We start from the raw sequence: 23208 nt of genomic DNA, 5'->3' as shown, positions 1-23208 counted from the left end.
GTAATGATCGCTCCCTTTTCAAATACGTTGATCCACCGCCTTGGTAAGCGCCTGCTGTACCTGGCCCTGATCGTATTGCCGGCTGTAACCTCGGCACAGGTCGACGATGAACCTGTGGTGGATACCACGGTCGTGACGACGGACGAACAGTGGCAGGCCGATTCTGCAGCTCCCGTTGTCGAAGCACCCGATGAAGCGCAGGAGCCACCCGCGGCCCCCGAATTACGTGCCGTGCCCGCTTCCACCGTCGATACGCTGAAAGCCGACAAGGATTTCGCCTATGCCAACGACCCGGAATTCTGGAATAAACCCGAGATCAAAGAAAAAGAGCGGCAATCCAATTATACCCAGGAGCCGGATAGCTTTTTCTCGGGCGATGGCATCCGTATCTTCATCTATGTATTGATCGCTATCGTGCTGCTTTGGATCATTTACCGGATCGTGATCGTCAACAACCTGTTTGTAACGCGGGCCTCCAAAGCCCGCCACGTCGAAGCCGAAGAGGAAGAAGAAGTGCTCGACAACAGCAGCCTCGATGCCCGCATCAAAGCCGCAATGGCGCAAGGCAATTACCGGGCCGCCGTTCGTTTTCTCTTCCTGAAAACCCTCAACGGCTTACAGAACAAGGGATGGATCCGCTACCACGCCCAGGCTACCAATCACGAGTACCTCAGCCAGGTAACCCCCTACGGTGTCGGTAAAGAGTTCAGGTTCCTGACCCATGTGTACGAATACGTGTGGTACGGAGAGTTTGCCCTCAACGAAGAGCAATTCAAACAGGTACACCAGCATTTTCAACAATTCCACAATTCTGCCAAACTGTGATCCGCTTTAGTCTATATATCATGCTTTGCAGCGTAGGGCTGGTCTTGCTCGTCACCGGATGTACGAAAGGGAAGACCGTGGATGAGCGGATGACCCTCTGGCGCAACGATAAGATCCCCTATGGTACCTGGTACGCTTACAACCAATTGGGCCAGCTATTCCCCCAGGCGAGTATCTCTACCAACCGCCATACCACCGATCCGGCTGAAACGACCGAGAAAGAAAGGTTGTTCAGTCCCTACGATTCAGAGCACCTCAATGCCGCCTTCATCACGGTGGCCTTCAGTTTCCGTCCCGATCAAAAAGAGATGGAAGGGCTGATGGGTTTCGTGGGTCGCGGCGGTCACGTCTTTATATCGGCGGCACAGGTGGCCCAGCGTTTTCTTGACACCCTGCAACTGCAATCCTCGCAGAGCAACTATTTTCTGTTTGACCACGACACCCTGCGGGTAAAGGTATACGACCCGGTATCCTGGGAAGAGAAGACCTATACTTATCCGGGCAAAGCCTTCGATAACTATTTCACCCATGTCGATTCTGCCATTACCACGGTACTCGGTAAAAACGCCAATGGGAAAGCCAATTTTGTAAAGATCGCTTACGAAAGTGGTGGGGCTATTTACCTGCACCTGGCTCCGCTGGCCTTCACCAACTTTTTCCTGCTGCACAAAGACAACAAAACATATTATGACAAGGTCTTGTCCTGGTTGCCCAAAAAGATCGACGACGTACGGTGGGACGACTATTTCCGCAACAGCCAGGACGGAGAAGGAAAAGGCCAGGAAGGGGGTAAAGGAGCCAGCGAAGCACTGACCTGGATGCGTAAGCAACCAGCGTTTGCCGCCGCACTAGGCCTGATGCTGCTCCTGTTACTTTTCATCTACGTGTTTGAGTCGAAACGCAAACAACGGGTGATACCGGCCATTGCCCCGCTGCGCAATACCTCGCTCGATTTCGTGAAGACCATCGGACGTATGTATTTTCAGCGGAAAGACAACAAAGACCTGGTACATAAAATGATCGTACATTTCATGAGCCACGTGCGTAGCCGCTACCAGATCAGGGCTACCACGCTGGATGATGACTTTGTACAACGGCTCGCCTTTAAAAGCGGGTACGATCCGCAGGCTGTCCAAACGCTGGTGTATGCCTTGCGCTATGCGCAGGACTCACCACAGGTAACCGACGACAACCTGCTGGAGCTGAACCATAAACTGGAAACCTTTTACAAGAAAGCATAACTATTCAAATTTCAATTGCCTGATACATGGAAGAAACTTTTTTTGAACTCCGTACCGACCTCAGCGCCCTGCAGGAAGCGGTAGAAACCTTAAAAGGGGAAATTGGTAAAGTGGTAGTAGGGCAGGAGCAAATGGTAGAACTGCTGCTGACGGCTGTACTCGCCGATGGCCATGTGATCATCGAGGGCGTGCCCGGTGTGGCAAAAACACTAACGGCTAAACTGCTGAGCAAAAGCATCTCTGTTGGCTTCTCGCGCCTGCAGTTTACCCCCGACCTCATGCCCAGTGATGTGATCGGTACCTCGATCTTCAACCCGCGAGAGCAGTCCTTCCAGTTCAAACAAGGACCCATCTTCAGCAATATCGTATTGATCGATGAGATCAACCGCGCCCCGGCGAAAACCCAGGCAGCCTTGTTTGAGGTCATGGAAGAGCGCCAGGTAACCGTTGATGGCATCACCTATGGACTCGACGCACCCTTCATCGTGGTGGCCACCCAAAACCCCATCGAGCAGGAAGGAACCTACCACCTGCCCGAAGCACAGCTCGATCGTTTCCTGTTCAAGATCAATGTCACGTATCCCACACTCGAACAGGAATTCAGGATCTTGTCCAATCACCACCATGCGACCTTGTCGACCATGCTGGAAGAGGTGAAGGCAGTCATCACGGCCGGACAGATCGATGCCTTGCGCAAGCAGGTTCGTGGCATTCACGTGGAAGAAAAGCTGATCAGCTATATCACGACCGTGGTAGCCAATACCCGCAACCATAAATCGATTTACCTCGGTGCTTCACCCCGTGCCTCTATCGGTATCCTCAATGGTGCCAAAGCGCTGGCTGCCATCCGGGGGCGTGATTTTGTGACGCCGGAAGATATCGTGTACATCATTCCCTCCGTACTGCGTCATCGCATCGTATTGACGCCAGAGAAGGAAATGGAAGGGGCTACCACCGATGATGTGATCACCCAGGTGATACAAAGCATCGATCTACCCCGCTAATCCCACTTACTCTATAAACCGGGCACACAACCTTGAAAGCGATCTTCAACAAATACCTGCAACCGCTGTTTTTCGGCCGCCGCTTCTATTGGGCACTGGTGGTCGTGATCGGTGTTTTCATGTTATCCTATACCTCTACCTTCCTGTACAGGATCGGTCAGCTGTTGCTGCTGTTTCTCGCCGTTATGGTGCTGATCGACTATGCTATTCTCTTTTTCAACCGGAAAAGTATTACGGCCGTACGCCACCTGGCGGAGCGGTTCAGCAATGGTGACGAGAACAAGGTAGAACTGGAGATCCAAAGCCACTATCATTTCAGGGTATGGCTCCGGATCATCGATGAAATACCGGTACAGTTTCAGCGCAGGGACTTTTTATTGAAGACCTCCCTCGCAGGCAATGCCGGGGAGCGACTGGTCTACAAACTGCGTCCGGTGGAGCGGGGTGAATATATCTTTCATGACATCAATGTATTTGTAAAAAGCCCCCTGGGCCTCGTGGTGCGTCGTATATTGACGCCCCAGGAGCAACTCATCAAAGTATATCCTTCTTTCTTTGCGCTGCGTCAGTTCGAGATCAAGGCCTGGTCCAACAACCTGTCGGAAGCCGGCAGCCGTAAGATCCGGAAGATTGGCCATAGCCTGGAGTTCGAGCAGATCAAAGAATACGTGACCGGTGATGATATCCGCAGCATCAACTGGAAGGCGACAGCCCGTAAAGGAGGCCAGATCATGGTCAATAATTTTATGGACGAGCGCAGCCAGCAGATCTATTGTGTGATCGATAAGGGGCGCGTGATGAAGATGCCCTTCGAAGGCATGTCCTTGCTCGATTATGCCATCAACGCTACCCTGATCCTTACGCGCGTGGCCCTGATCAAACAGGATAAGGCCGGACTGATCACTTTTGCCGACCAGATCGGTCAGTTCCTGCCTGCCGACCGCAAGGCCGCACAGATGGGTAATGTATTGGAAACGCTCTACAACCAGCAGACCAAATACCTCGAAACAGACTTCGAGAAATTATATGCGCTCATCCGCGGACGCATCAACCAACGCAGCCTCATCGTGTTGTTTACCAACTTCGAGTCGATGGATGGTCTGCAGCGTCAACTACCATATATCCGCAGCATTGCCCGCAATCACCTGGTGCTGGTCGTATTTTTCGAGAATACCGAATTGCGGCAGCTCACGGCCACCGATGCCAATGATGTAGAATCGATCTATGTAAAGACGATCGCCGAAAAGTTCATGCATGAAAAGAAGCAAATTGTAAAAGAACTGCAGCAGCACGGCATCATCTCCATCCTGACGGCACCCGAAGACCTCACCATCAATACGGTCAATAAATACCTGGAGCTCAAGGCACGCCAGGCGATCTGATCGGACCGTCATCTTTAATGGTACCTGGTGATCATGCCCGCCAGTCCTCCTCCCCAACGGGCAGCACCGTCCGCCCCTTTTCCTTTATCTTCGCGGCATGGACCAGGGAATCAATAATAAATTCAGTGAAGGACAGGTATTGCTCATCGACAAACCGCTGGAGTGGACCTCCTTCGATGTCGTGCGCAAGCTCCGGGCACAAATGAAGATCAAGAAAGTAGGCCATGCGGGCACCCTCGATCCGCTGGCGACCGGGTTACTCATACTCTGCACCGGTAAATTCACCAAGCGCATCAACGAATACATGGCCCAGGAGAAAGAATACACCGGCACCATTACCCTGGGCGCCATTACGCCGACATACGATCTTGAAAGCGAACCACAGGACTTCAAAGACTATACAACCGTTACCCCTGTACAGCTCGAAGGCGTAGTAAAAATGTTCACTGGCGAGATCATGCAGGTGCCTCCCATACACTCCGCTATCAAGAAAGATGGCAAACGCGTATACGAACTGGCGCGCCGTGGCGAGCATGTAGAGCTCGATGCCCGCAAGATCACCATCAAAGAATTTGAGATCACCCGCTTTGCCTTACCCGAAGTAGATTTCAGGGTCGTGTGCACCACCGGTACCTATATCCGCAGCCTGGCCAATGATGTAGGCGCAGCTCTCGGCTGTGGTGGTTACCTCAGCAAACTTTGTCGTACCAGGATCGGGGAATTTACCATCGATCAGTCGATGAGTGTGGAAGCAGCGCAGGCCATGATCAAAGAAGCATTAACTCCTCTTCAGTAAATTAGAAAGGATAACCAATACCCAGTTGTAGCTGACCATCGGTGATGTTGAATTGCTGTATCCAGCCACCTTTGATCTTGGCATTGTGGGGATCTTTGATCTTATACGCCCAGTCGAGGCGGATCATGAAGAACTCGAAGTCGAGCCGTAAGCTGGTACCAGCACCTACGGCCAGGTCTTTGTACAGGCGACTCAGCTTGAAGGATGCTTCGGGTACCGGTTCATTGTTGCGGTACTCCTTACTCCAGATATTGCCGATATCGACAAATAGGGCACTGTTGATCTTGATGCCGGCAATGGTAGTGAGGTTGAAGCGGTATTCGGCGTTGAACTCCAGCTGCATATTACCAAAGCGATCAATACGCGTGCTGTCGTAATCATCATAAATGGTAGAGGAGCCTGGACCCAACCGGCGTACCTGCCAGGCGCGCATACTGTAGGGGCCGCCGGCAAAGAAGGCTTTGAAGAAGGGGAGATTGTTCTCTTTGACGACCTGGCTTACGCCAGGGATGGCCGAGGTATCGGTTTTACCATAAATGAGGGCAAAGCCGCCAAAGGCACGGAAAGCCCAGGAAGAACGCTTACGGTTGATATAATGCTTGATCTCACCGTCGAACTTGACGAAGCGGCGCAGGTCGCCCAACTCCAGCTTTTTGATAAGCCCAAACAAACCGCCACTTTCTTCCACCCGGCCACGTATCAGGATCAGCTTCTTGTCGCCATCGTATTGACGACCGGCAGTAGCGCTGAAGATAGTACTGATGATCATCCCGTCGTTGAAAGCGAAACGGTAAGCAGGTATCTGCTGCTCCAGCTTGATCAGGCTATCGGTTTTACGCAAATTGGTAAACTCGAAGTTGGCGGGTGTCAGTACATAACTCTTGGTCCACCGGTTGGTTACATTGTCCGGGTCGGAGGCCCGTGTGCGGCGGCGTGACCATTCATAGCTCCAGGCGCTGTTGAAAGAAGGTGCCCGGAAGAAATCGCGGCGATCGGTATAAGCGCCCGTCATGCTAAACACGGTACGGCGGGCAATGGTACGTTCGTTGCCATCCGTTTTGCGTGGAAACCAGTCCAGCAAAAACTGGGGCAGAATGACCCTCGGGAAATAGATATTGTGCGATAAACTCGCCTGCACGGTTTGCACCAGTTGCGTACCGATCTCGATACCAAAGCGGGCATTGGTACTCGTTTGGATCGCTTCCCGGTAAGCATTGCGGTTCAGCAGACGGAAGTTGAGACCGAGGCCGAAAAAGGTTCCCTGCGACAGGAAGTCGCTCACGTTGCGGCTCGTTTCAAAATCTACGTTCAGGCTATGTTTCATAGCCGGGTAGAGCCGCAGCACCCCATCGAGCAGGGGTACGGTATCGTATCGTTCGCGCAGGTTGAAATCGACGTTTTGCCAGGCGCCCAGTTGATTGAAGGTGTTGATGACCCGGTAGTAGCGGCGCTGTGAATACAGCGAGCCGGGCTTGAGGCGGATATTGCTGGCGATGAAAGGTAGTTTGAACCGGTTCGATCGGGTAAAGAAAGTGTAATCCTGGATCTTTGTACTGTCGAAACGTAACTCCACCGAATCTTCCAGCAGCGACAGATCCGTATATACTTTGATGTCGCCGAAATGATATTGCAGCAGGTGTGTACTGTCTTTAACAGGCCGCTGGCGGATGGTGACATTGATCGTCGGGTTCTCTCTTTTCCGTTTCAGGGAGTCCAGTAATTGCAATTGCTCAAACGGGTCGAGGGTAGGATCGATCAACGCGGCTACCACCGTATCCCGTTCGGCATAGAGGCTTTCTTTCGAGAACTTATAATATCCACTGTCGCGGAAAAGCCCCAGCAAACGGTCCAGTTCGGCATTCACCGATTGGTCTGAGTAGGCACCTCCTTTCTTCAACAGCGATTCTTTTTTGGTCTTGAGGGCCATGGCCTGCAGCTGGGGAGAGATCAGGGAATAGTCGACGGAATCCAGGTGCATCACTTTGCCGGGTATCACCATGAAATTGGTGAATACCCGTTTTTGTTCACCAAACTTGTCATTGGGAACCGTATCCACATAAAAAGTATCCTTGATCACGGGGTTGAAATACCCCATCGAGTGCAGCAGATTGGCCAGGAAAATGCGCGAGCGCCCGATGTTGAGCGAGTCGAATACCGGCGGATTTTTCAAGGTGCGAAATAAGATCCAGGACGTGATCAGCCGGGTTTTCAGGCTATCGTCTACCTGTTCCTGCAACCGGGTCTGCAGGTCCGTGCGGTCGTAGTCGGGCGTTTTGCCCGCCAGGGTTACCGTAGTGCGATAGGGGAATGGCTTGGCCGAATTGTAGTTGCGTACCTTGTCCGTCACGGAACAGGCGGTAGCCAGCAACAGACAGAGCAGACCACAGAAAGACCACTTATAAAATGTAAAAAAAGTAACTTGCCGGCCAGACGTCATATAACTTTAAACGAGGTGCAATGTTGGTTAAATCGCAGGTCAAATATATTCAAAGTTTAAGCCAGAAAAAATCAAGAGATGAGGAAGGGGTGTTTATTGCCGAAGGGCCTAAGATTATTAACGAACTCTTAAGCACGTCCAACCTCGGCCTGGTGCAGTTGTACGCCACCGCCCAATGGACCGGCCAATCGCCCCAAACGCAGGCCGGTACAGTGATAGAGGTGAGTGAGCAGGAGCTGGAACGTATCTCTTTATTGCAGACACCCAACCAGGTGCTGGGCATCTTTCGTAAGCCTGTATTTCCCAAAATCACCAGTTACCACAGCCGGCTGACCCTCGTACTCGATACCATCCAGGACCCCGGCAACCTGGGTACCATCCTCCGCTGCGCCGATTGGTTTGGCGTGCAGACCGTGGTGTGCAGCCGCGAAAGTGCCGATGTGTTCAGTGCCAAAGTAGTTCAGTCGACCATGGGCAGCATCACCCGGGTACAGGTATTGTACGAAGACCTGGCTGCTTTCATGCAGCAACAGTCGGATATTCCGGCCTACGCGGCCACTTTACACGGCACCGATCTATACACCATGCAACCGGTAAAAGAAGGATTGTTGCTGATCGGTAATGAGTCAAAAGGCCTTCGGGACGAGTTGATCCAGCTCTGTAAGAACAGGATTACGATACCGCGCATCGGGCAGGCAGAATCACTCAATGCCGCCGTGGCGACAGGCATCATCCTTTCGCACATCGCCCGGTAGCAACCGGCCCGTTAGCTGAAGCGGATCGCCTTGACGGGTCTTACATTGCGCACGATCACCGTAGGGATCAGTAATACGAGGAAACAGATCAGGAAAGTGCATACGTCTACCAGCAGGATCTGCCACCACACTACATCGGCTACGGCCTTCGACATCCAGTAAGCATCTTCCGGTAGCGGAATGAAACCATATTTTTGCTGCAGCCAGCAGATCAGCAGGCCGATCACATTACCGGCCAGCAGGCCCATGAAGGTGATGTAGGAGCCATGGTAGAGGAAGATCTGTTGCACCGTGCTGTTGCGGGCACCCAGGGCTTTCAGCACACCGATCATACGGGTGCGCTCCAGTACCAGGATGAGCAGGCAGGTGATGAGGTTGAGTGTAGCGATCACGATCATGATGATCAGTACGATGTAGATGGTCTTGTTTTGCAGCGCCAGCCAGTCGAAGATATTGGGGTAAATATTCTTAATGGTCGTGCTCTTGACGCCGATGGGTAACTGGGTAACGATATTGTCGCTGACGGCATCCGCCTGGTTGAAATCGTGCAGGAAGATTTCATAGCCGCCCACCTCAGTACTGTCCCAATCATTCATACGCTGTATCAGCTTGAGATCGCCGAGGGCAATATGTTTGTCGTAATCTTCGATACCCGTTTTGAAAATACCCGCAACTTTCAGTTTGCGGGGGCGGGGAGGGGCCCCGCGGGGAATGAAATAGATCAGCACCTGGTCGTTCACTTTCAGGTTGAGCTGACCAGCGGTATAGGACGAGAGGTTGATCTCATTACTGTACCCGCTATCGGCAAACTGTACCCAGCGTCCTTCTACCAGGAAGTTTTGCAGGTTGCTGAAGTCGTATCCTTTTTCTACGCCCTTGAGCAGTACGGCTTCGATGGTAGCCGGTGTTTTGAGAATGGCGTTCTTGGTGGCAAAAGGCTGTACCGATTTAATGGCCGGATCGTAGGCCTTCAACCGCAGAACGGAATCATTTTTGTGTATAGGATACTCCTCTGCGATCGACACGGAAGAGGCGTCATAACTTTGGATGCGGACATGCCCCCAAAAACTGAACACCTTTTGGGCAATGGTTTTCTGAAAACCACTGGCAAAAGCGAGGGTCAGGATCATCACGGTTACGCTGATGACCGTAGCACCGATCGACAGACGGATAACAAAACGGGAAAAAGACCGTTGTTGGTTAAAGGCAATGCGGCGGGCTATGAAAGAGGCGATATTCAATCGGCATCATTTTTTCGGGGGTAAAAATAGCTGAAAGCAACCATACCCGTTCAAAAAGCTGTCTTTAGGAGGATTTGTATACCTTCAGCACAGCAAAAAGTACACAAAACGAACAGCTTGTCAATAAGAATCTATTAAAATTACGCCGGATGAGATACCTGTTGCTTACGATACTGTTACTCAATGTGGCCGCCACACAGGCTCAGATACCGGATGCAGTCTATTCTCCCCGCATACAAACAGTGATGCTGTACCGGACCGGCAACCAGCTGAGCCCGCCCATCATGCCGATAGGCGCTGCGGGTGCCCTGGAGCTCCATTTCGACGACCTCGATGCCGGCGCTAAGAATTATTCGTATACGTTCCAGCTCTGCAATGCCGACTGGACGCCCGCGATACTCAGCACCTTCGATTACATCCGCGGTTTTCCCAACCAGCGCATTACCAACTACCGGATTGCTTCGGTATCCCTTACCCGCTACACGCATTATTCCGCGCAACTGCCCGACCGCAATTGTATGCCTTCGCGCTCCGGCAACTATATCCTGAAAGTATTTGCCAACAACGATACGTCGAAAACGATCTTTACCAAACGCATGATGGTGGTGGATGAGCAATCGGCCATCACGGCGCAGGTGCAGCAGCCCTTCAACGGACAGATCTTTAAAACACACCAGAAGATACAGTTTAAGGTAGCCCTCAATGAAAAACTGAATGTGGTGAACCAGTTTCAGCAGATCAATGTGGTCATCATGCAAAACTACCGCTGGGATAATGCCGTAACGAATATCAAGCCTTCCTTCTTCGGGAGGAATGTGCTGGAGTACAATACGGAGAACGATGCCGTATTCCCAGCCGGCAAAGAGTGGCGCTGGCTCGATATGCGCAGCATCCGTTTTCAGAGCGACCGCATCGACAAGGTCAATTACCGCAATGCCAATGCTACGCCGGATGTATTCGTGAAGCCGGATGCCGACCGCAGTGTACAACGCTTCAATTTCTTCCGCGACAACAACGGGATGTTCACCATCGAGACCACCGAAAGTGTGAATCCTTTCTGGCAGGCCGATTATGCGTTTGTACACTTTAGCTATGTACCGGCCAACAATGCCCCCTTTCCTGACAAGGACCTGTTCATCGTGGGCGAACTCACCGACTACAACCTCAACGACTCCGCCAAAATGGTGTTCAATGCCGAGAAAGGGGTATACGAAAGAATGATCATGCTCAAGACGGGGTATTATGATTATTGTTACGCGACCATCGATCGCGGAGATCCCAAACGCAAAACCTCCTTCAACTTTACCGAAGGCAATTACTGGGAAACAGAAAACCTCTACACCATACTCGTGTACTATCGTCCGCTGGGTGGTCGTGCCGATGAGCTGGTAGGCATTACTACACTCAACTCGCGCACCGATCGACCCGGATTTTAACGGAGGGGGTTGGTCTTTTCTTCTCAAATCATCACACCGTCCACAATTACGCAGATGGTTTTGTCGGCTGTGTCGATGCGCTACACCAGCCGTCCGTAAAGGGTTTGGGGCAGGTGGAAGGAGACCCGGAAAATAAAATCTACATCGATAGTGATAAGAAAGACAAGAAATTATGTTCAATAATTTAAGTTGGTTGAAAGTAATTCACGGTTTTGGTGTATATTTGCACCCGGCAGGTCTTACACGACCAGCTCCTGCTGAATCCCCCCAGGGCCGGAAGGCAGCAAGGGTAGGTGGTTGAGCGGTGCGATGTAAGTAATCTGCCTTTTTTTTTTCTTATTCCTAAGAGATTGGCCAATGGCAACCTGCACACAATCTTACACTCCTGAAAAGATCGCTCCCGCTCAAAGGCCATCCGCTTATACTACATACAACATTTCAAAACTTTAGAATTATGAAATTTTTCATTGATACAGCCAACCTGGCGCAGATCAAAGAAGCTCATGAGTTGGGTATCCTCGATGGAGTAACGACCAATCCTTCCCTGATGGCCAAAGAAGGCATCAAGGGTGAAGAAGCGATCATGAAACACTACCTCACTATTTGTGAAATGGTAGATGGCGATATCAGCGCCGAAGTGATCTCTACTGAATTCAAAGCGATCGTAGAAGAAGGCAAGAAACTGGCCGCGATCCACCCCAACATCATCGTGAAAGTACCGATGATCAAGGACGGTATCAAAGCGATCAAGTATTTCACCGACAATGGTATCAAAACCAATTGTACCCTGGTATTCTCTGCTGGTCAGGCGATCCTGGCTGCTAAAGCAGGCGCTACCTACCTGTCGCCCTTCATCGGTCGTATCGATGACAGCAACTGGGATGGTATCGAACTGATCGAGCAGATCTCACACATCTACAACACACAAGGTTATAAGACAGAAATCCTCGCAGCTTCTATCCGCAGCCCGCTCCACATCGTAAAATGTGCTGAAGCCGGTGCAGACGTGGTGACCAGCCCGCTGGAACCAATCCTGGGCCTGTTGAAACACCCCCTGACCGATATCGGTCTGGCGAAGTTCCTGGAAGACGCCAAGAAAATGTCGTAATTCCCGCGTTCCATAAAATGCTGAAAACGCCTCCGTCAGGGGGCGTTTTTGCTTTCCGGACCTGCCTGCAACAGGTCGGGACAGCCGCTCCGACTTGTCCCCAATTTTATAGATGTTCCGTAGATATCCCGTAGATGTCTCGTATATATCCCGTAGATATCTCGTCTCTATATAGATACGGAACATCTACGGGATATGAGTAAGATATGATTGAGAGATGTAGGAGACATCTTAGCATACGGAGACATGCGGAAACGCACCCGTCGTGCCTGTGATGCGCCCTAATATGGGCTAAAAGAACCAGCAGTAAAATGTAGGTGATTGATTGTCAACGAAGTGCTGAAAGGACGACTGGCTGATCGACTTGACGTGTTTGCCGATGGTTATCCCCGGCGCCCGCGCCTGGGTTGACGGGCAGGTCCCTGACCGCCTTTGAGGATCTCGTCAACCGTTGGCAGTCGCTCGGCGGTGTCCACGGTCTTCAGGTAGATCGTGACTTCCCGCCAGATCTTCGGATCGGCCTTTAGCACGGCTTTTACGTCTACTTTTTCTCCTTTGAAGGCAGAGTCGAGGATCAGACTGTTGCCGTCCCAGCGGCCCGCTGTGGCGGTAAATTGGATGTCTTTGTGGGTCATAGGCATCCAACGGCCGTTGGATAGCTTGCCATCGACATTGATGTAATTGTGCACCCCTTTTTTCAGGCTGTCGGTGTACAGGTGAAAATAGATACTGTCTACCTGCTGGGCCGCAGCGGGGCGGCCGGCCAGTAATAACAAGGGTAAAATGATATAAACGAACGACTTCAAGCGTAAAGGTTTGTACAATGGGTAAAGATCGATTTTACTGCCCAACAGTTGTACCGGCAGCGTGTTAAATATAGCAAGAAACAGGTTGAGCTGCCCGGTATTTGGCGCGAAATTGCCTACATTAACAACAATTCCTTATGCTATCAGAGAAAATAATAAACTATGAACCTGTGGCAGCCAATGCCTATCAATACCAACAAATAGCCCGGGCCATCGATTATCTCTACGAGCACTTCCGTGATCAGCCCAGCCTGGAAGAAGTAGCTGCACAGGTCAATATGAGTGCTTTTCATTTTCAGCGCATGTTTACCGAATGGGCGGGTATCAGTCCCAAGCGGTTTCTGCAGTTCCTGACCACCGATTACCTGAAGCACAAGATCACCGGTTTCGATAACCTGCTGGATGCAGCCGATGCGGCGGGGCTCTCGAGCCAGTCCAGGGTGTACGACCTGTTTGTAAACCTCGAAGCAGTGACGCCGCAGGAATACAAAGAGAAGGGCAGCGGTATCCAGATCGACTATGGCTTTCACAACACGCCTTTTGGTGAATGCATCATCGGGGTAACGGGGCGTGGCATTTGTCACCTGTCATTCCTGCAGGAAGACAACCGCAGTGTGGCCATTGAAGAAATGGAGAAAGCCTGGGAGAAAGCGTCTATCCGGGAAAACAGCCGCAATACAGAAATGATGGCCAGTGCTATCTTTCACCGCAAACCCGGCGCCCAGGAAAAACTCAGCGTACTTGTGAAAGGCACCAATTTTCAGGTTAAGGTTTGGAATGCCTTGCTCGAAGTACCTTATGGGGCCGTCAGTACCTATCAATCACTCGCGCAGCACATCGATCAACCCAAAGCGTTGCAAGCCGTGGGATCGGCAGTAGGGGCCAATCCCATCGCCTACCTCATTCCCTGTCACCGGATCATCCGCAAAAACCTCATCATTGGCGAATACCATTGGGGCACCGAACGGAAAAAGGCCATGCTGGGTTGGGAGCTATCGAAGACGGCGAGTTAGCCTATTTTTTGCGGCTTCAGGACATCAGTCGCCGGCATACAAAAAATGTTTCTATACGCAGCTCAGAAAAAGGCAGACGGACCGGTCTGTTGCGTGCTATATAGCCATGAAACCGTCAATCAAAATAAGCAGCAACATCCCCGTTGACTGCTTTTTTGTATAGCAGTTCGATCTGCGAGGCAAGAATACGGTCGGTGGACAGTTCCGGCAATTGATCGAGGGGGAAGAAGGCAACATCGAGTATGTCGAAACCTTTTTGTAGTTGCAACGGTCCGGTCAATGTGCACAGCAGGGCAAACTTATATACGTAAAAAGCTTGTGGCGGATGGGGGTGACAACGCTTGTCGAAGACGGCCAGGAGGCGCGTGGCGGTAACTGACAGTCCGGTTTCTTCTTTGAATTCTTTCTCGATCACCTGTGCCGGTGAATACCCGATATCTGCCCAGCCACCGGGCAAAGTCCATTTGCCGTCGGCCATTTCACGGGCCAGCAAAATTTCTCCCTGTTCATTCAGCAGCAGTCCCCGCACATCGACTTTTGGGGTGGGGTAGTCTTTGTTGGGGACGTAGAAGTTTTTGATCGTTTCAATGGGCTTACCGATCAGCAGGCTGGTCAATGCGTGGCTGATCTCCAACAGTTCGGTATAGCGTTCACGATCGTAGTCGTTGGCGGTATAGAGCAAACCGGTATCGGCGAGTGACTTGATGCGTTTGGCGATGGTCAGGATAGGATCGGACACGGTCAATGATTTGATTCGAAGATAGTACTACAACGAAGAAGGGGCTGCTATGTTTTCAGGTGCGTATGATTTTGTTGCTGACTGCCTTGCCGGATACCGTCGAGATGAACTTGCTTGAATAACATACGTTACATTTTAATCATTCAGATTCGAGCTGTACCAGCTTTTTGCCGGTTCCTGTTGCAACTAAGGAAGACAGCATTTACTAGCAACTGCTTTTTACCTGTTCGCCATAGCAACCAAGGAACCCTACCTGTTTTTTATTCAGCTTCCAGTTGTACCAACTTTTTACCCGTTCGCCGCAACAACCAGGGGATGAACTCCTTTTCCTCGGGCCGCGGCGATAATCCCTCGCTGCGGAAATTCCAGTTGCGCTCGTCCGTAAAGAGCAGCACTGCATGCGGATCGTACACCACCGTGCCGGTAAAGCTGGTAAACGTTTCTACCTGCCTGATCTCCTCGAGCTGATCGTACGTATAGCGGTGCACACGTGGCGAGAAAGTGGACTTCACCACTATACTATCGGTGGTAAACGCGATGAAATGATCGGTGGCGGCCAGGCTCGCGGCGCCTGCGAGCAGTCCCAGTACGATCACCGATACCTTGAGCGGGGCAGGGGAGAGTCCTTTGTATCGAAGGCTTTGGTACACGAGGTACTCGGCCCATTTGTCTTTCAGCCGTCGTTTGCCCCAGTACAGGGCTACCAGGGTACCGATGTACAGTCCGAGAAAAATAGCGGCGGTACGGAAGGCGCCGGCTGCCGGCCGAAAAGTATATTCTTTTTGAGGGATGTATGACAGCCGCAGGTCGCAGATGGCCGGCAATAGCAGGTAACTGCCCAATCCCGCTACGGCGCCCGCGAGCAACCCTACCCCCACGAGCCGGTAATGTACGGACTGGTGCTGCAGGTGTAGTTCGTACAAAGGTTTGTACACCGCCTGCCCGTTGCGCGGAAGCCGAAACAACCTGAACAGCAGGACCACCGACACCGCAAAAACGGCGAAAATGACAAAAGACATGACAGCTACGGTTTGGTTGGTAAAAATTACTGCATTTACCTGGCTTTTCAACAGCCGTAAAAGCCATACACGCGTCGGGCCTGCTTTCAAACCCTTCACGACCAGTGAAATATGACCGGGTTGCGGGAGTATGGCCGCTATGACTTATTCACCATTGCCTGCTATTTTATCCACATTGGGTCGAGGATATCCACATGGTGCAGTGTTTGTGTATAATTCCATGTGCGTAATCCTGTGGGTAACTATACCCCTATGTATTTTGTACCCCTATTCTTCTATATTTGCTGTCCTTAAAAAAATAAGAACACTGTGCGATTAAAGAGTTTAGAAATTAAAGGTTTCAAAAGTTTTGCCGACAAGACCGTACTCAACTTCGATGAGGGTATTACTGGCGTTATCGGGCCCAATGGCTGCGGTAAAAGTAATATCATCGATAGTATCCGTTGGGTAATTGGCGAGCAAAAGATCAGTCACCTGCGTAGCGAGAACCTGGAAAGCCTGGTGTTTAACGGATCGAAGACCCGCTCGGCCAGTGGTCTGGCGGAGGTAAGCCTTACCTTCGAGAATACCCGCAACCTCTTGCCCACGGAGTTCAACACGGTGACCGTAACCCGTAAGTTCTACAAGAGCGGTGAGAGCGAATACCGCCTCAACGACGTACAGTGCCGCCTGAAAGATATCCAGAACCTCTTCATGGATACCGGTGTCTCTACCGACAGCTACGCCATCATCGAGCTGGGTATGGTGGATGAAATCATCAAAGACAAAGAAAACAGCCGCCGCCGCATGCTGGAACAGGCTGCCGGTATTACGATCTATAAAACGCGTAAAAAAGAAGCCAAACAAAAACTCGATGCCACCGAGCAGGATCTTGCCCGTATCGAAGACCTTTTGTTTGAGATCAACAACCAGCTCAAGAGCCTCGAAAACCAGGCCAAGAAGGCGGAGAAGTATTACGAGATCAAGAAGGAATACCGTGAACTGAGCATCGAGCTGGCCAAGGCATCGCTGGAGGGCTTCAACCTCACCTGGCGCGACCTCAACCAGCAATCCGAAACGGAAACGGACAAAAAGATCCGCCTCGAAGCCGAGATCGCCAATGAAGAAGCGGTGATCGAGCAGGAGAAGGTGGGCTTCATCGAAAAGGAACGCGCGTTGCAAAGCATGCAGCACGAGTTCAACGACCTCGTACAGAAATTACGGACCAAAGAGAATGATAAGAACCTGGCTTCGCAGCGCCTCAACTTCCTGAAGGAACGCGAGAACAGCTTGCAGGAGTTCCTCAATAAAAGCGAAGGTCAGCTGAAAGGCATCGAAGAAAGCATCGAATTCACCACCCTGCAGGTCGGTGAAGAAGAAGGCAAACTCGAAAGCCTGCAAAACCAACTGGAAGACCTGAAGGATGCCAGCGAAGAAAAACGCAAGGTGTTCGACGAAAAGCGCGTGACGGTCGACAGCCTCCGTTCGGAAAACCTCAGCATGCAGCGCAACCAGTTCGACGCGGAAAAGAAAGTGGCAATCGCCGACAACTCGATCCGCAACCTCGAGCAGGGTATTACCCGCCTCGAAGAAGAGCAGGAAGCACGTAACAGCCAGTTGAAACAACTGGAAGAAGAACGTGTAACCAAAGAAGAAGAACTGGAAGGCCGCCAACGTGATCTGCAAAACCTGCAAGAGCACCAGGAGCGTACCAAAGAGCAGATCCTGCAGGCACAGGGGCAGATGGAAAAGCTCCGCCAGGAACTGGCCGAGGAAAGCCGTAAGCTCGATGCCCGTAAAAACGAACATGACCTGCTCAAGAGCCTCATCGACTCGATGGAAGGTTACCCCGAAAGCATCAAGTTCCTGCACAAGAATCCCAACTGGAATCATACAGCGCCCATCTTATCGGATATCATTTATGTAAAGGAAGAGTTTCGTGCTGCGGTAGAAAACGTGCTGGAACCCTACCTGAACTATTATGTGGTGAACGACCTGCAGGAAGGTCTGCAAGCCGTACACCTGCTCGATGCCAACAAGAAGGGTAAAGCGAATTTCTTCCTGCTCGATAAGCTGAATGGCAGTACAGAAGCCGCGGCCCACCAGCCTGCCGGTACCATTGCCGCCATGGACGTGATCGAGGTAGACGCCAAATACCGCCAGCTGGCCGAGCACTTGTTGTCTTCCGTCTTCATCGCCGAAAACGAAGACGCCCTCACCAATAGCAACGGCGCCATCGTACTGGAAAAGACCGGTAAATATGTGAAGGGTAAGTACTCCCTCACCGGTGGTAGCGTAGGGATGTTTGAAGGTAAAAAGATCGGTCGTGCCAAGAATCTCGAAAAACTGGCCGAGCAGATCCAGACCCTCGAAACATCGGTGAAAGGATTGAAAGAAGCGATCCAGGACAAGCAAAACGAAGTGATGTCCTACAATGAGCAGTTGAAAGATACTGCCATCAAGCAGGCACAAAACGATATCAATCACCTCACCAACCTGGTATTCTCCCTGCAGAACAAGATCGAGAACCTGCATGGCATGAAGAGTACTTCTCAAAACAGGTTGGAAGAACTGCAGATCCAATTGGAGAATGTGAATTCTTCGATCTCCGGTACGCGCGAAGAGTGGCAGGTCCTGGTCGCCCAGCTCAACGAAGTACGGGAGAAACTGCAGGCAGCAGAAAGTGATTACAAATCGGCCGAAAGCCAATACCATAGTGCGCTGGCTACCTACAACGAGTTTAACCTGCAGGTAACCCGTCAGCACAGTAAGATCAATGCCCTGACCACCGAGCTGGAGTTCAAACGCAACCAGCTGACGGGCCTTCGTGGTCAGATCGAGACCAATGCTTCTCAGTTGAAACAAACGGCCGAGAACATCCTCGAAAGCGAAGAGGCCCTGGGCACTGCCGAAAACGGGTTGGTAGACCTGATGCGCAAGAAGGAAGAGTCGGAGAAGATCCTCAACGAAACCGATCAGGCTTATTACAACCAACGTAATTCACTGGGTGAAAAAGAAAGTGAATTGCGCGCGAAGAACAAAGAGCGTGAAATACTTGAGCACCTACTCACCGAAATCAAGGATAAGCTCAATGAGCTGAAGCTGCAACTGGCCGGTATGAAGGAAAGGCTGAATGTGGAATTCCGCATCAACCTCGATGATATCATCGACCAGCCCCGCATAGGGGATGTGGCCACCGAAGAGCTCCAGGAGAAATGTGACCGGATGAAGAAACGCCTGGAAAACCTCGGAGAGGTGAACCCCACGGCGATAGAAGCCTTCACGGAAATGAAGAAGCGTTATGAGTTCATCCTCGAGCAAAAGAATGACCTGGTTACAGCGAAAGACAGCCTGTTGCAAACCATTCAGGAAGTAGAGGCCACTGCCAACCAGCAATTCCTCGAAACCTTCAACCGGGTGCGGGAGAATTTCCAGCGCGTATTCAAGGCGCTCTTCACGGAAGACGATACGGCAGATATGATCCTGGAGAATCCCGAGAACCTCGCGGAAACCAGCATCGATATCATTGCGAAGCCCAAGGGTAAACGTCCTTCTTCGATCACGCAGCTGAGTGGTGGTGAGAAGACGCTGACCGCCACGGCCCTGCTGTTCGCGATCTACCTAATCAAACCCGCGCCGTTCTGTATCCTCGATGAGGTGGACGCGCCGCTGGATGATGCCAACGTAGGTAAGTTCACCAATATGATCCGTAAGTTCTCGGAAGAGAGCCAGTTCATCATCGTCACGCACAACAAGCAAACGATGAGTTCGGTAGACGTGATCTACGGGGTGACGATGCAGGAGCCAGGGGTGAGTAAACTGGTGCCGGTAGACTTTAGAAGTCTCAACTAAGACATTTCATTAGGTCAATAGGAAAAAGAAAAATCCCGCCTCGAGCGGGATTTTTTATTGTAGTTACTCCAGGCGGGAATAGACCCGGCGAAATACCGTATAAACACCTTTGCCCGGGCTGGTGTGCAGAACTACTTTTATGGAAGCTGAATGCGGGGTATTGTAATCATTCAATCTTATTGACCATGGAAAGATCAACCACGTCTAAAAAGGTGACACAGCCAGCACGTCGCGACAGAAAGCCGGTGGCAAAGAAGGATAAAAAGGCCTCGGAGAAAGAAGCGGTCGTTAGTGATAAGAAGCGCTTAAAAAAGAAAGCGGCGAAGAAGGTGCGTGCGAAAAGGGGCCGAAAGGTGGCTGCAAAGAAAGATACTGAACAAGGAAAAATTAAAAAGGCAGTCAAAAAGAGAAAGGTTGTCAAAAAGGTCGCATCAAGACCCTCGGGGAAGAAGGTGTTGAAGAAGAAAAAGGTGATAAGGCAGCCTGCAACAAAGAAGCAGGCTGTGAAGAAAGCAGCTGTCAAGAAAGTCTCTGCTACTAAGCTGCCGGCAGGGCTGAATGCTGCCAGGAAAAGAGTAGCTAAAAAGGCTGCGCCGAGGGGCCGCAAAAACGGTTCGCGGGTAAGCGCCTTCGAAACAGCGGAACTGGCTGTCGGTAATCGGCCGCCTGTCTCCATTGAGAACAGCAACTGGCGGGCAGTCATGCATTATAATCTCGATGATGAACCTGCTGTTACCTCCTTTAATTGTTCCATGGTGGTGCCCGATCCTCCTTCTAAGGTAGGCGTACAAAATATCATGATCTTTATCGGACTTCAGGATAAGGAACGGATACTACAGCCCATCCTGCAATGGGGGAGGTCTCAAATGGGTGGTGACCGTGAATGGACCATTGGCTGTTGCCTGGCGGAAGGATCCGTTAACCTGCCACTCAAATCTTCCACGCTGGTAACCGTACAATCGGGTGATCATCTGACCGCTACCATCCGGATGGTAGGGAGAAGCGGCAACAAATTCCGGTATCAATGTTTTTTTGAGGAACATGAGTCAGCAACTTTCATCGATACGGCCAGTATAGGCAATATCGAAGAGCTATACAACTGCTGCGGAACATTGGAGGTAAAACGACATAGCGAACGACTTCATTATCCCCCGGAACCTTCTGTTCTGCTAAGCGACATTTCTATTATGGGAGGAAGTCAACCCATCCATCCCAACTGGGAGAAGGATGGATTTCCCCGGCTTCACGAATCCGCACAGATTGTAAACGGTGCAGGCGGGCGGCAGGCTATTGAATTGATTTTTTAAAGCCATGCGGCCTCATTCTTACACGCTAAAAATTAAAATATGAAATGTGTTTTTTTTATTCCGGTGCTCTTTTGTTGGGCGGTAAGCTGGGGACAGAAGACCTGGACTATACAAGTTGACAAGGCTGGAAAAATAGGTCCCGTATTGCCGGAACGATTGGGACGTACTGATAACATTCAATTGAACCTAAACGACCCCGAGGAATCTTTCGACAAATACAAGAATGCTTACGTCAACCAGTTGAAAAGAGCCGAATCGCTCATTGCTGAAATGAGGAAAGATGCCGACAAGATGAAAGTACTATCCACTTTATTTGGTATTAGCAATGGGGACATCAATCTCGTCGTCAATGAAATTAAACAGGCAATCGCTAATCCTCTGTCGGGGGCTTCATTCAACTATATCCCGTCTTTCAGCGCTGCGCAACAAAAGTATTACAAAGTTGTACTAAAGAATACTGCCAGCATAATAAACGATGCGTTTGGGCCCAATCAGACCGGCAATGCGTTGTTGGTGACACCTAAAGGGTCGGAATCGCGGATTGGATTTGAAATCAGGAAAACAGATGCCTACCGGAAACTGGTATTTGAATGGTTTACCAAAACCAATGGTCTCTATGCACAATTGATCGATGCCAGTGTATTGCCGAAGTTTCAGCAGGAGATCAAATCGTTGGTGCCGCGGGTAGAGCTGTTTGCTGATTCCTGCAAAAAGATCATTGCGGATCTTTTGAAGGAGCGAAAGGCCGGCCTACACGATGATAAATTATTGATCAAATACAAAGTATTATTGGAAACGATCATCAGTAGAGGGGCTGAGTTGAATAAAGAGATTGATCAGATGCTGGCTTTGTATGTGCCGAAAGTTGTCGCAACTTCCAACAAAGACTGGGTGTTGAAATGGCTATGGTATCAGACTACGGTGATGCCGGCTACCAATCCATTCGGATTTGGCGAAGGTCTTGCAAAGCGCCCTGATACGAGCGCGCTGGGGTCGCTGCGGATCAAACTACAGACCAGGGAATCCTTTTTAAAGAGCAACCTGGATAGGCTAAAAGACAAACAATTAGATTCCTTACTGGATGTAATCGAGTCTTATAAAAAACAGCTGCAGTCCATCGAGCAGACGGTTGCAGCGTACGTGCAACAGGAAAAAGTGAGCAATACCAATAAAGAGGTATTTTGTACGACCACTTTTGCACTTAACAACGGTGTTTTGTTTGTTGATGGCACAGATAATAATTACTATTGGATGCGGCATCATGATGCGGCAACCAATTATGAAATCATAAATGACCGGTTAACTGACGAGTACCTGGAAACTGATCCTGTGATCATCCTGGCGCATAACCTTCAGCCGAACCAAAAAGCTTCCCTGAACCTGACTTTCAAAGAAATTGAAAATGATCAATCACTGTTATCGGATATACTTATCCCTCAGATAAAGGCATTGAAGGCATCACAGACAGGCACAGGCAGTGGTGCTGCTGTAAGGGTTGATCAGTTGCTGGCAGCATCGGATTCGGTTATTGACGAATTGACCAACAGATTGCAGGATATACGGATATACAACAAGGCCATCGACTATCTGATGGGGCAATCCAACCCACCCCTTCAATTGGAGGAACAAACCGACAAATCGAAGGCTTATCATTCAGAAGTTACCAACCCCGTCAAGAAGGTAAAAGGACCACGAAAGGCTACTTACTACCTCAATACCGTCGTATTGAATGCACAGGGGGGCGATTCCCTCAAGCTGGACAAAGTACCTACAGATACGTTCAGCTATCGCATCAACAAGTTATACCGCTTATTCCCCATGGCGGGCATCGCCTGGGTACCACAACGGCTTGCCTCGGTCAACCGGGACTCGGCCGGCAATTTCTCCATCGACCAGGAAGCTACCGTGAAGTTTGTGGTAGGACTTAAAGTATACCTCCGCAAAACAGATATTCGTAGCCCGCAGTTCATTACCGGAAAAGATCGGGATGGGAAACCGTTACTGCTTTCCAGAACCAGCATTACAGTAGCCTTTGATGTCAAAAAACCGATGGACAATATCTATACGGGTGTGGGGTTCGATCTGTGGCCGGGTTTCTGTTTCAATGTGGGTGGTATGTTTAATAAATACCACTACAAGTCTTATAAAGATGGTAAGGTTTTCCAGGATAAAAAGCCATACCGCGCTGCCTTTTTCATGGGGCTGTCTACCGACCTTACTTTATTTGCAGAACTCGGTAAATTCCTGAACTTTTAACCAATCCAAAAC

17 protein-coding genes and 1 other RNA gene are annotated in these 23208 nt (G+C 50.6%); 13 read left to right on the top strand and 5 right to left on the bottom strand.

The features are described 5' to 3' along the window. Window positions 1-3: 3 nt before the first annotated feature. From P2W70_RS26050 to truB, 5 genes are all read left to right on the top strand, one after another. Window positions 4-825, top strand: a complete 822-nt coding sequence (locus P2W70_RS26050) for a DUF4129 domain-containing protein (protein ID WP_276484487.1) — start codon at window positions 4-6, stop codon at window positions 823-825. A gap of 20 nt (window positions 826-845) precedes the next feature. After that, window positions 846-2066 carry a DUF4350 domain-containing protein gene (locus P2W70_RS26045; RefSeq protein WP_276484486.1) on the top strand — a complete coding sequence of 407 codons (1221 nt, stop codon included), beginning with the start codon at window positions 846-848 and terminating at the stop codon, window positions 2064-2066. A 26-nt stretch (window positions 2067-2092) separates the two neighbouring features. Beyond that, a complete protein-coding gene (locus tag P2W70_RS26040; RefSeq protein WP_276484485.1) occupies window positions 2093-3070 on the top strand; it encodes an AAA family ATPase in 978 nt (325 codons plus the stop codon). A 32-nt stretch (window positions 3071-3102) separates the two neighbouring features. Then, window positions 3103-4452, top strand: coding sequence for a DUF58 domain-containing protein (locus tag P2W70_RS26035; RefSeq protein ID WP_276484484.1), 1350 nt, complete (start codon window positions 3103-3105; stop codon window positions 4450-4452). Window positions 4453-4549: 97 nt separating this feature from the next. Continuing rightward, the gene (gene truB / locus P2W70_RS26030; protein WP_276484483.1) at window positions 4550-5248 is read left to right on the top strand and encodes a tRNA pseudouridine(55) synthase TruB; all 699 of its coding nucleotides are present in this window, start codon (window positions 4550-4552) and stop codon (window positions 5246-5248) included. Window position 5249: 1 nt separating this feature from the next. Here the strand turns inward: truB and P2W70_RS26025 are convergent, their stop codons facing one another. Continuing rightward, a complete protein-coding gene (locus P2W70_RS26025) occupies window positions 5250-7595 on the bottom strand; it encodes a BamA/TamA family outer membrane protein (RefSeq protein WP_276484482.1) in 2346 nt (781 codons plus the stop codon). Window positions 7596-7705: 110 nt separating this feature from the next. On the opposite strand from P2W70_RS26025, the gene P2W70_RS26020 reads away from it, so the two are divergent. Beyond that, window positions 7706-8440, top strand: a complete 735-nt coding sequence (locus P2W70_RS26020) for a TrmH family RNA methyltransferase (RefSeq protein WP_276484481.1) — start codon at window positions 7706-7708, stop codon at window positions 8438-8440. Window positions 8441-8451: 11 nt separating this feature from the next. On the opposite strand, the gene P2W70_RS26015 is transcribed toward P2W70_RS26020, so the two are convergent. Next, window positions 8452-9681: an ABC transporter permease gene (locus P2W70_RS26015; protein ID WP_276484480.1), complete on the bottom strand. Its 1230-nt coding sequence runs from the start codon at window positions 9679-9681 to the stop codon at window positions 8452-8454. Window positions 9682-9830: 149 nt separating this feature from the next. Here P2W70_RS26015 and P2W70_RS26010 point away from each other — a divergent pair, with 149 nt between their 5' ends. From P2W70_RS26010 to fsa, 3 genes are all read left to right on the top strand, one after another. Continuing rightward, a complete protein-coding gene (locus P2W70_RS26010; RefSeq protein WP_276484479.1) occupies window positions 9831-11117 on the top strand; it encodes a type IX secretion system plug protein in 1287 nt (428 codons plus the stop codon). A gap of 230 nt (window positions 11118-11347) precedes the next feature. Beyond that, window positions 11348-11446: signal recognition particle sRNA small type (gene ffs, locus P2W70_RS26005), an RNA gene on the top strand. Between the two features lie 125 nt (window positions 11447-11571). Next, window positions 11572-12225 carry a fructose-6-phosphate aldolase gene (gene fsa / locus P2W70_RS26000; RefSeq protein ID WP_276484478.1) on the top strand — a complete coding sequence of 218 codons (654 nt, stop codon included), beginning with the start codon at window positions 11572-11574 and terminating at the stop codon, window positions 12223-12225. 383 nt (window positions 12226-12608) lie between these two features. On the opposite strand, the gene P2W70_RS25995 is transcribed toward fsa, so the two are convergent. Continuing rightward, a complete protein-coding gene (locus tag P2W70_RS25995; protein WP_276484477.1) occupies window positions 12609-13031 on the bottom strand; it encodes a hypothetical protein in 423 nt (140 codons plus the stop codon). A gap of 137 nt (window positions 13032-13168) precedes the next feature. Here P2W70_RS25995 and P2W70_RS25990 point away from each other — a divergent pair, with 137 nt between their 5' ends. Beyond that, complete coding sequence (locus P2W70_RS25990; protein WP_276484476.1) at window positions 13169-14044, top strand: methylated-DNA--[protein]-cysteine S-methyltransferase; 876 nt, start codon at window positions 13169-13171, stop codon at window positions 14042-14044. A gap of 115 nt (window positions 14045-14159) precedes the next feature. On the opposite strand, the gene P2W70_RS25985 is transcribed toward P2W70_RS25990, so the two are convergent. Beyond that, window positions 14160-14783, bottom strand: a complete 624-nt coding sequence (locus P2W70_RS25985) for an NUDIX hydrolase (protein ID WP_276484475.1) — start codon at window positions 14781-14783, stop codon at window positions 14160-14162. Window positions 14784-15043: 260 nt separating this feature from the next. After that, window positions 15044-15802, bottom strand: coding sequence for a hypothetical protein (locus P2W70_RS25980; protein WP_276484474.1), 759 nt, complete (start codon window positions 15800-15802; stop codon window positions 15044-15046). A gap of 309 nt (window positions 15803-16111) precedes the next feature. On the opposite strand from P2W70_RS25980, the gene smc reads away from it, so the two are divergent. The 3 genes from smc (at window position 16112) to P2W70_RS25965 (ending at window position 23196) form a co-directional block, all read left to right on the top strand. Further along, the gene (gene smc, locus P2W70_RS25975; RefSeq protein ID WP_276484473.1) at window positions 16112-19633 is read left to right on the top strand and encodes a chromosome segregation protein SMC; all 3522 of its coding nucleotides are present in this window, start codon (window positions 16112-16114) and stop codon (window positions 19631-19633) included. A gap of 185 nt (window positions 19634-19818) precedes the next feature. After that, the gene (locus P2W70_RS25970) at window positions 19819-20940 is read left to right on the top strand and encodes a hypothetical protein (protein ID WP_276484472.1); all 1122 of its coding nucleotides are present in this window, start codon (window positions 19819-19821) and stop codon (window positions 20938-20940) included. Between the two features lie 39 nt (window positions 20941-20979). Next, window positions 20980-23196, top strand: a complete 2217-nt coding sequence (locus P2W70_RS25965) for a hypothetical protein (RefSeq protein ID WP_276484471.1) — start codon at window positions 20980-20982, stop codon at window positions 23194-23196. Window positions 23197-23208 lie beyond the last annotated feature (12 nt).

The organism is Paraflavitalea pollutisoli (assembly GCF_029360705.1).
Taxonomy (GTDB): Bacteria; Bacteroidota; Bacteroidia; order Chitinophagales; family Chitinophagaceae; genus Paraflavitalea; species Paraflavitalea pollutisoli.
Note: the sequence above shows the minus strand (reverse complement) of the source record. Positions and strands in the feature narration are given on the sequence as shown.

Excerpts from the sequence above, each read along its gene's own strand:
- P2W70_RS26040 (WP_276484485.1), top strand. The coding sequence starts at position 2,093 with ATGGAAGAAACTTTTTTTGAACTCCGTACCGACCTCAGCGCCCTGCAG.
- truB (WP_276484483.1), top strand. The coding sequence starts at position 4,550 with ATGGACCAGGGAATCAATAATAAATTCAGTGAAGGACAGGTATTGCTC.
- P2W70_RS26020 (WP_276484481.1), top strand. The coding sequence starts at position 7,706 with ATGTTGGTTAAATCGCAGGTCAAATATATTCAAAGTTTAAGCCAGAAA.
- P2W70_RS26050 (WP_276484487.1), top strand. The coding sequence starts at position 4 with ATGATCGCTCCCTTTTCAAATACGTTGATCCACCGCCTTGGTAAGCGC.
- P2W70_RS25965 (WP_276484471.1), top strand. The coding sequence starts at position 20,980 with ATGAAATGTGTTTTTTTTATTCCGGTGCTCTTTTGTTGGGCGGTAAGC.
- P2W70_RS25980 (WP_276484474.1), bottom strand. The coding sequence starts at position 15,802 with ATGTCTTTTGTCATTTTCGCCGTTTTTGCGGTGTCGGTGGTCCTGCTG.
- P2W70_RS25990 (WP_276484476.1), top strand. The coding sequence starts at position 13,169 with ATGCTATCAGAGAAAATAATAAACTATGAACCTGTGGCAGCCAATGCC.
- P2W70_RS25970 (WP_276484472.1), top strand. The coding sequence starts at position 19,819 with ATGGAAAGATCAACCACGTCTAAAAAGGTGACACAGCCAGCACGTCGC.
- fsa (WP_276484478.1), top strand. The coding sequence starts at position 11,572 with ATGAAATTTTTCATTGATACAGCCAACCTGGCGCAGATCAAAGAAGCT.
- P2W70_RS26045 (WP_276484486.1), top strand. The coding sequence starts at position 846 with ATGCTTTGCAGCGTAGGGCTGGTCTTGCTCGTCACCGGATGTACGAAA.
- P2W70_RS26010 (WP_276484479.1), top strand. The coding sequence starts at position 9,831 with ATGAGATACCTGTTGCTTACGATACTGTTACTCAATGTGGCCGCCACA.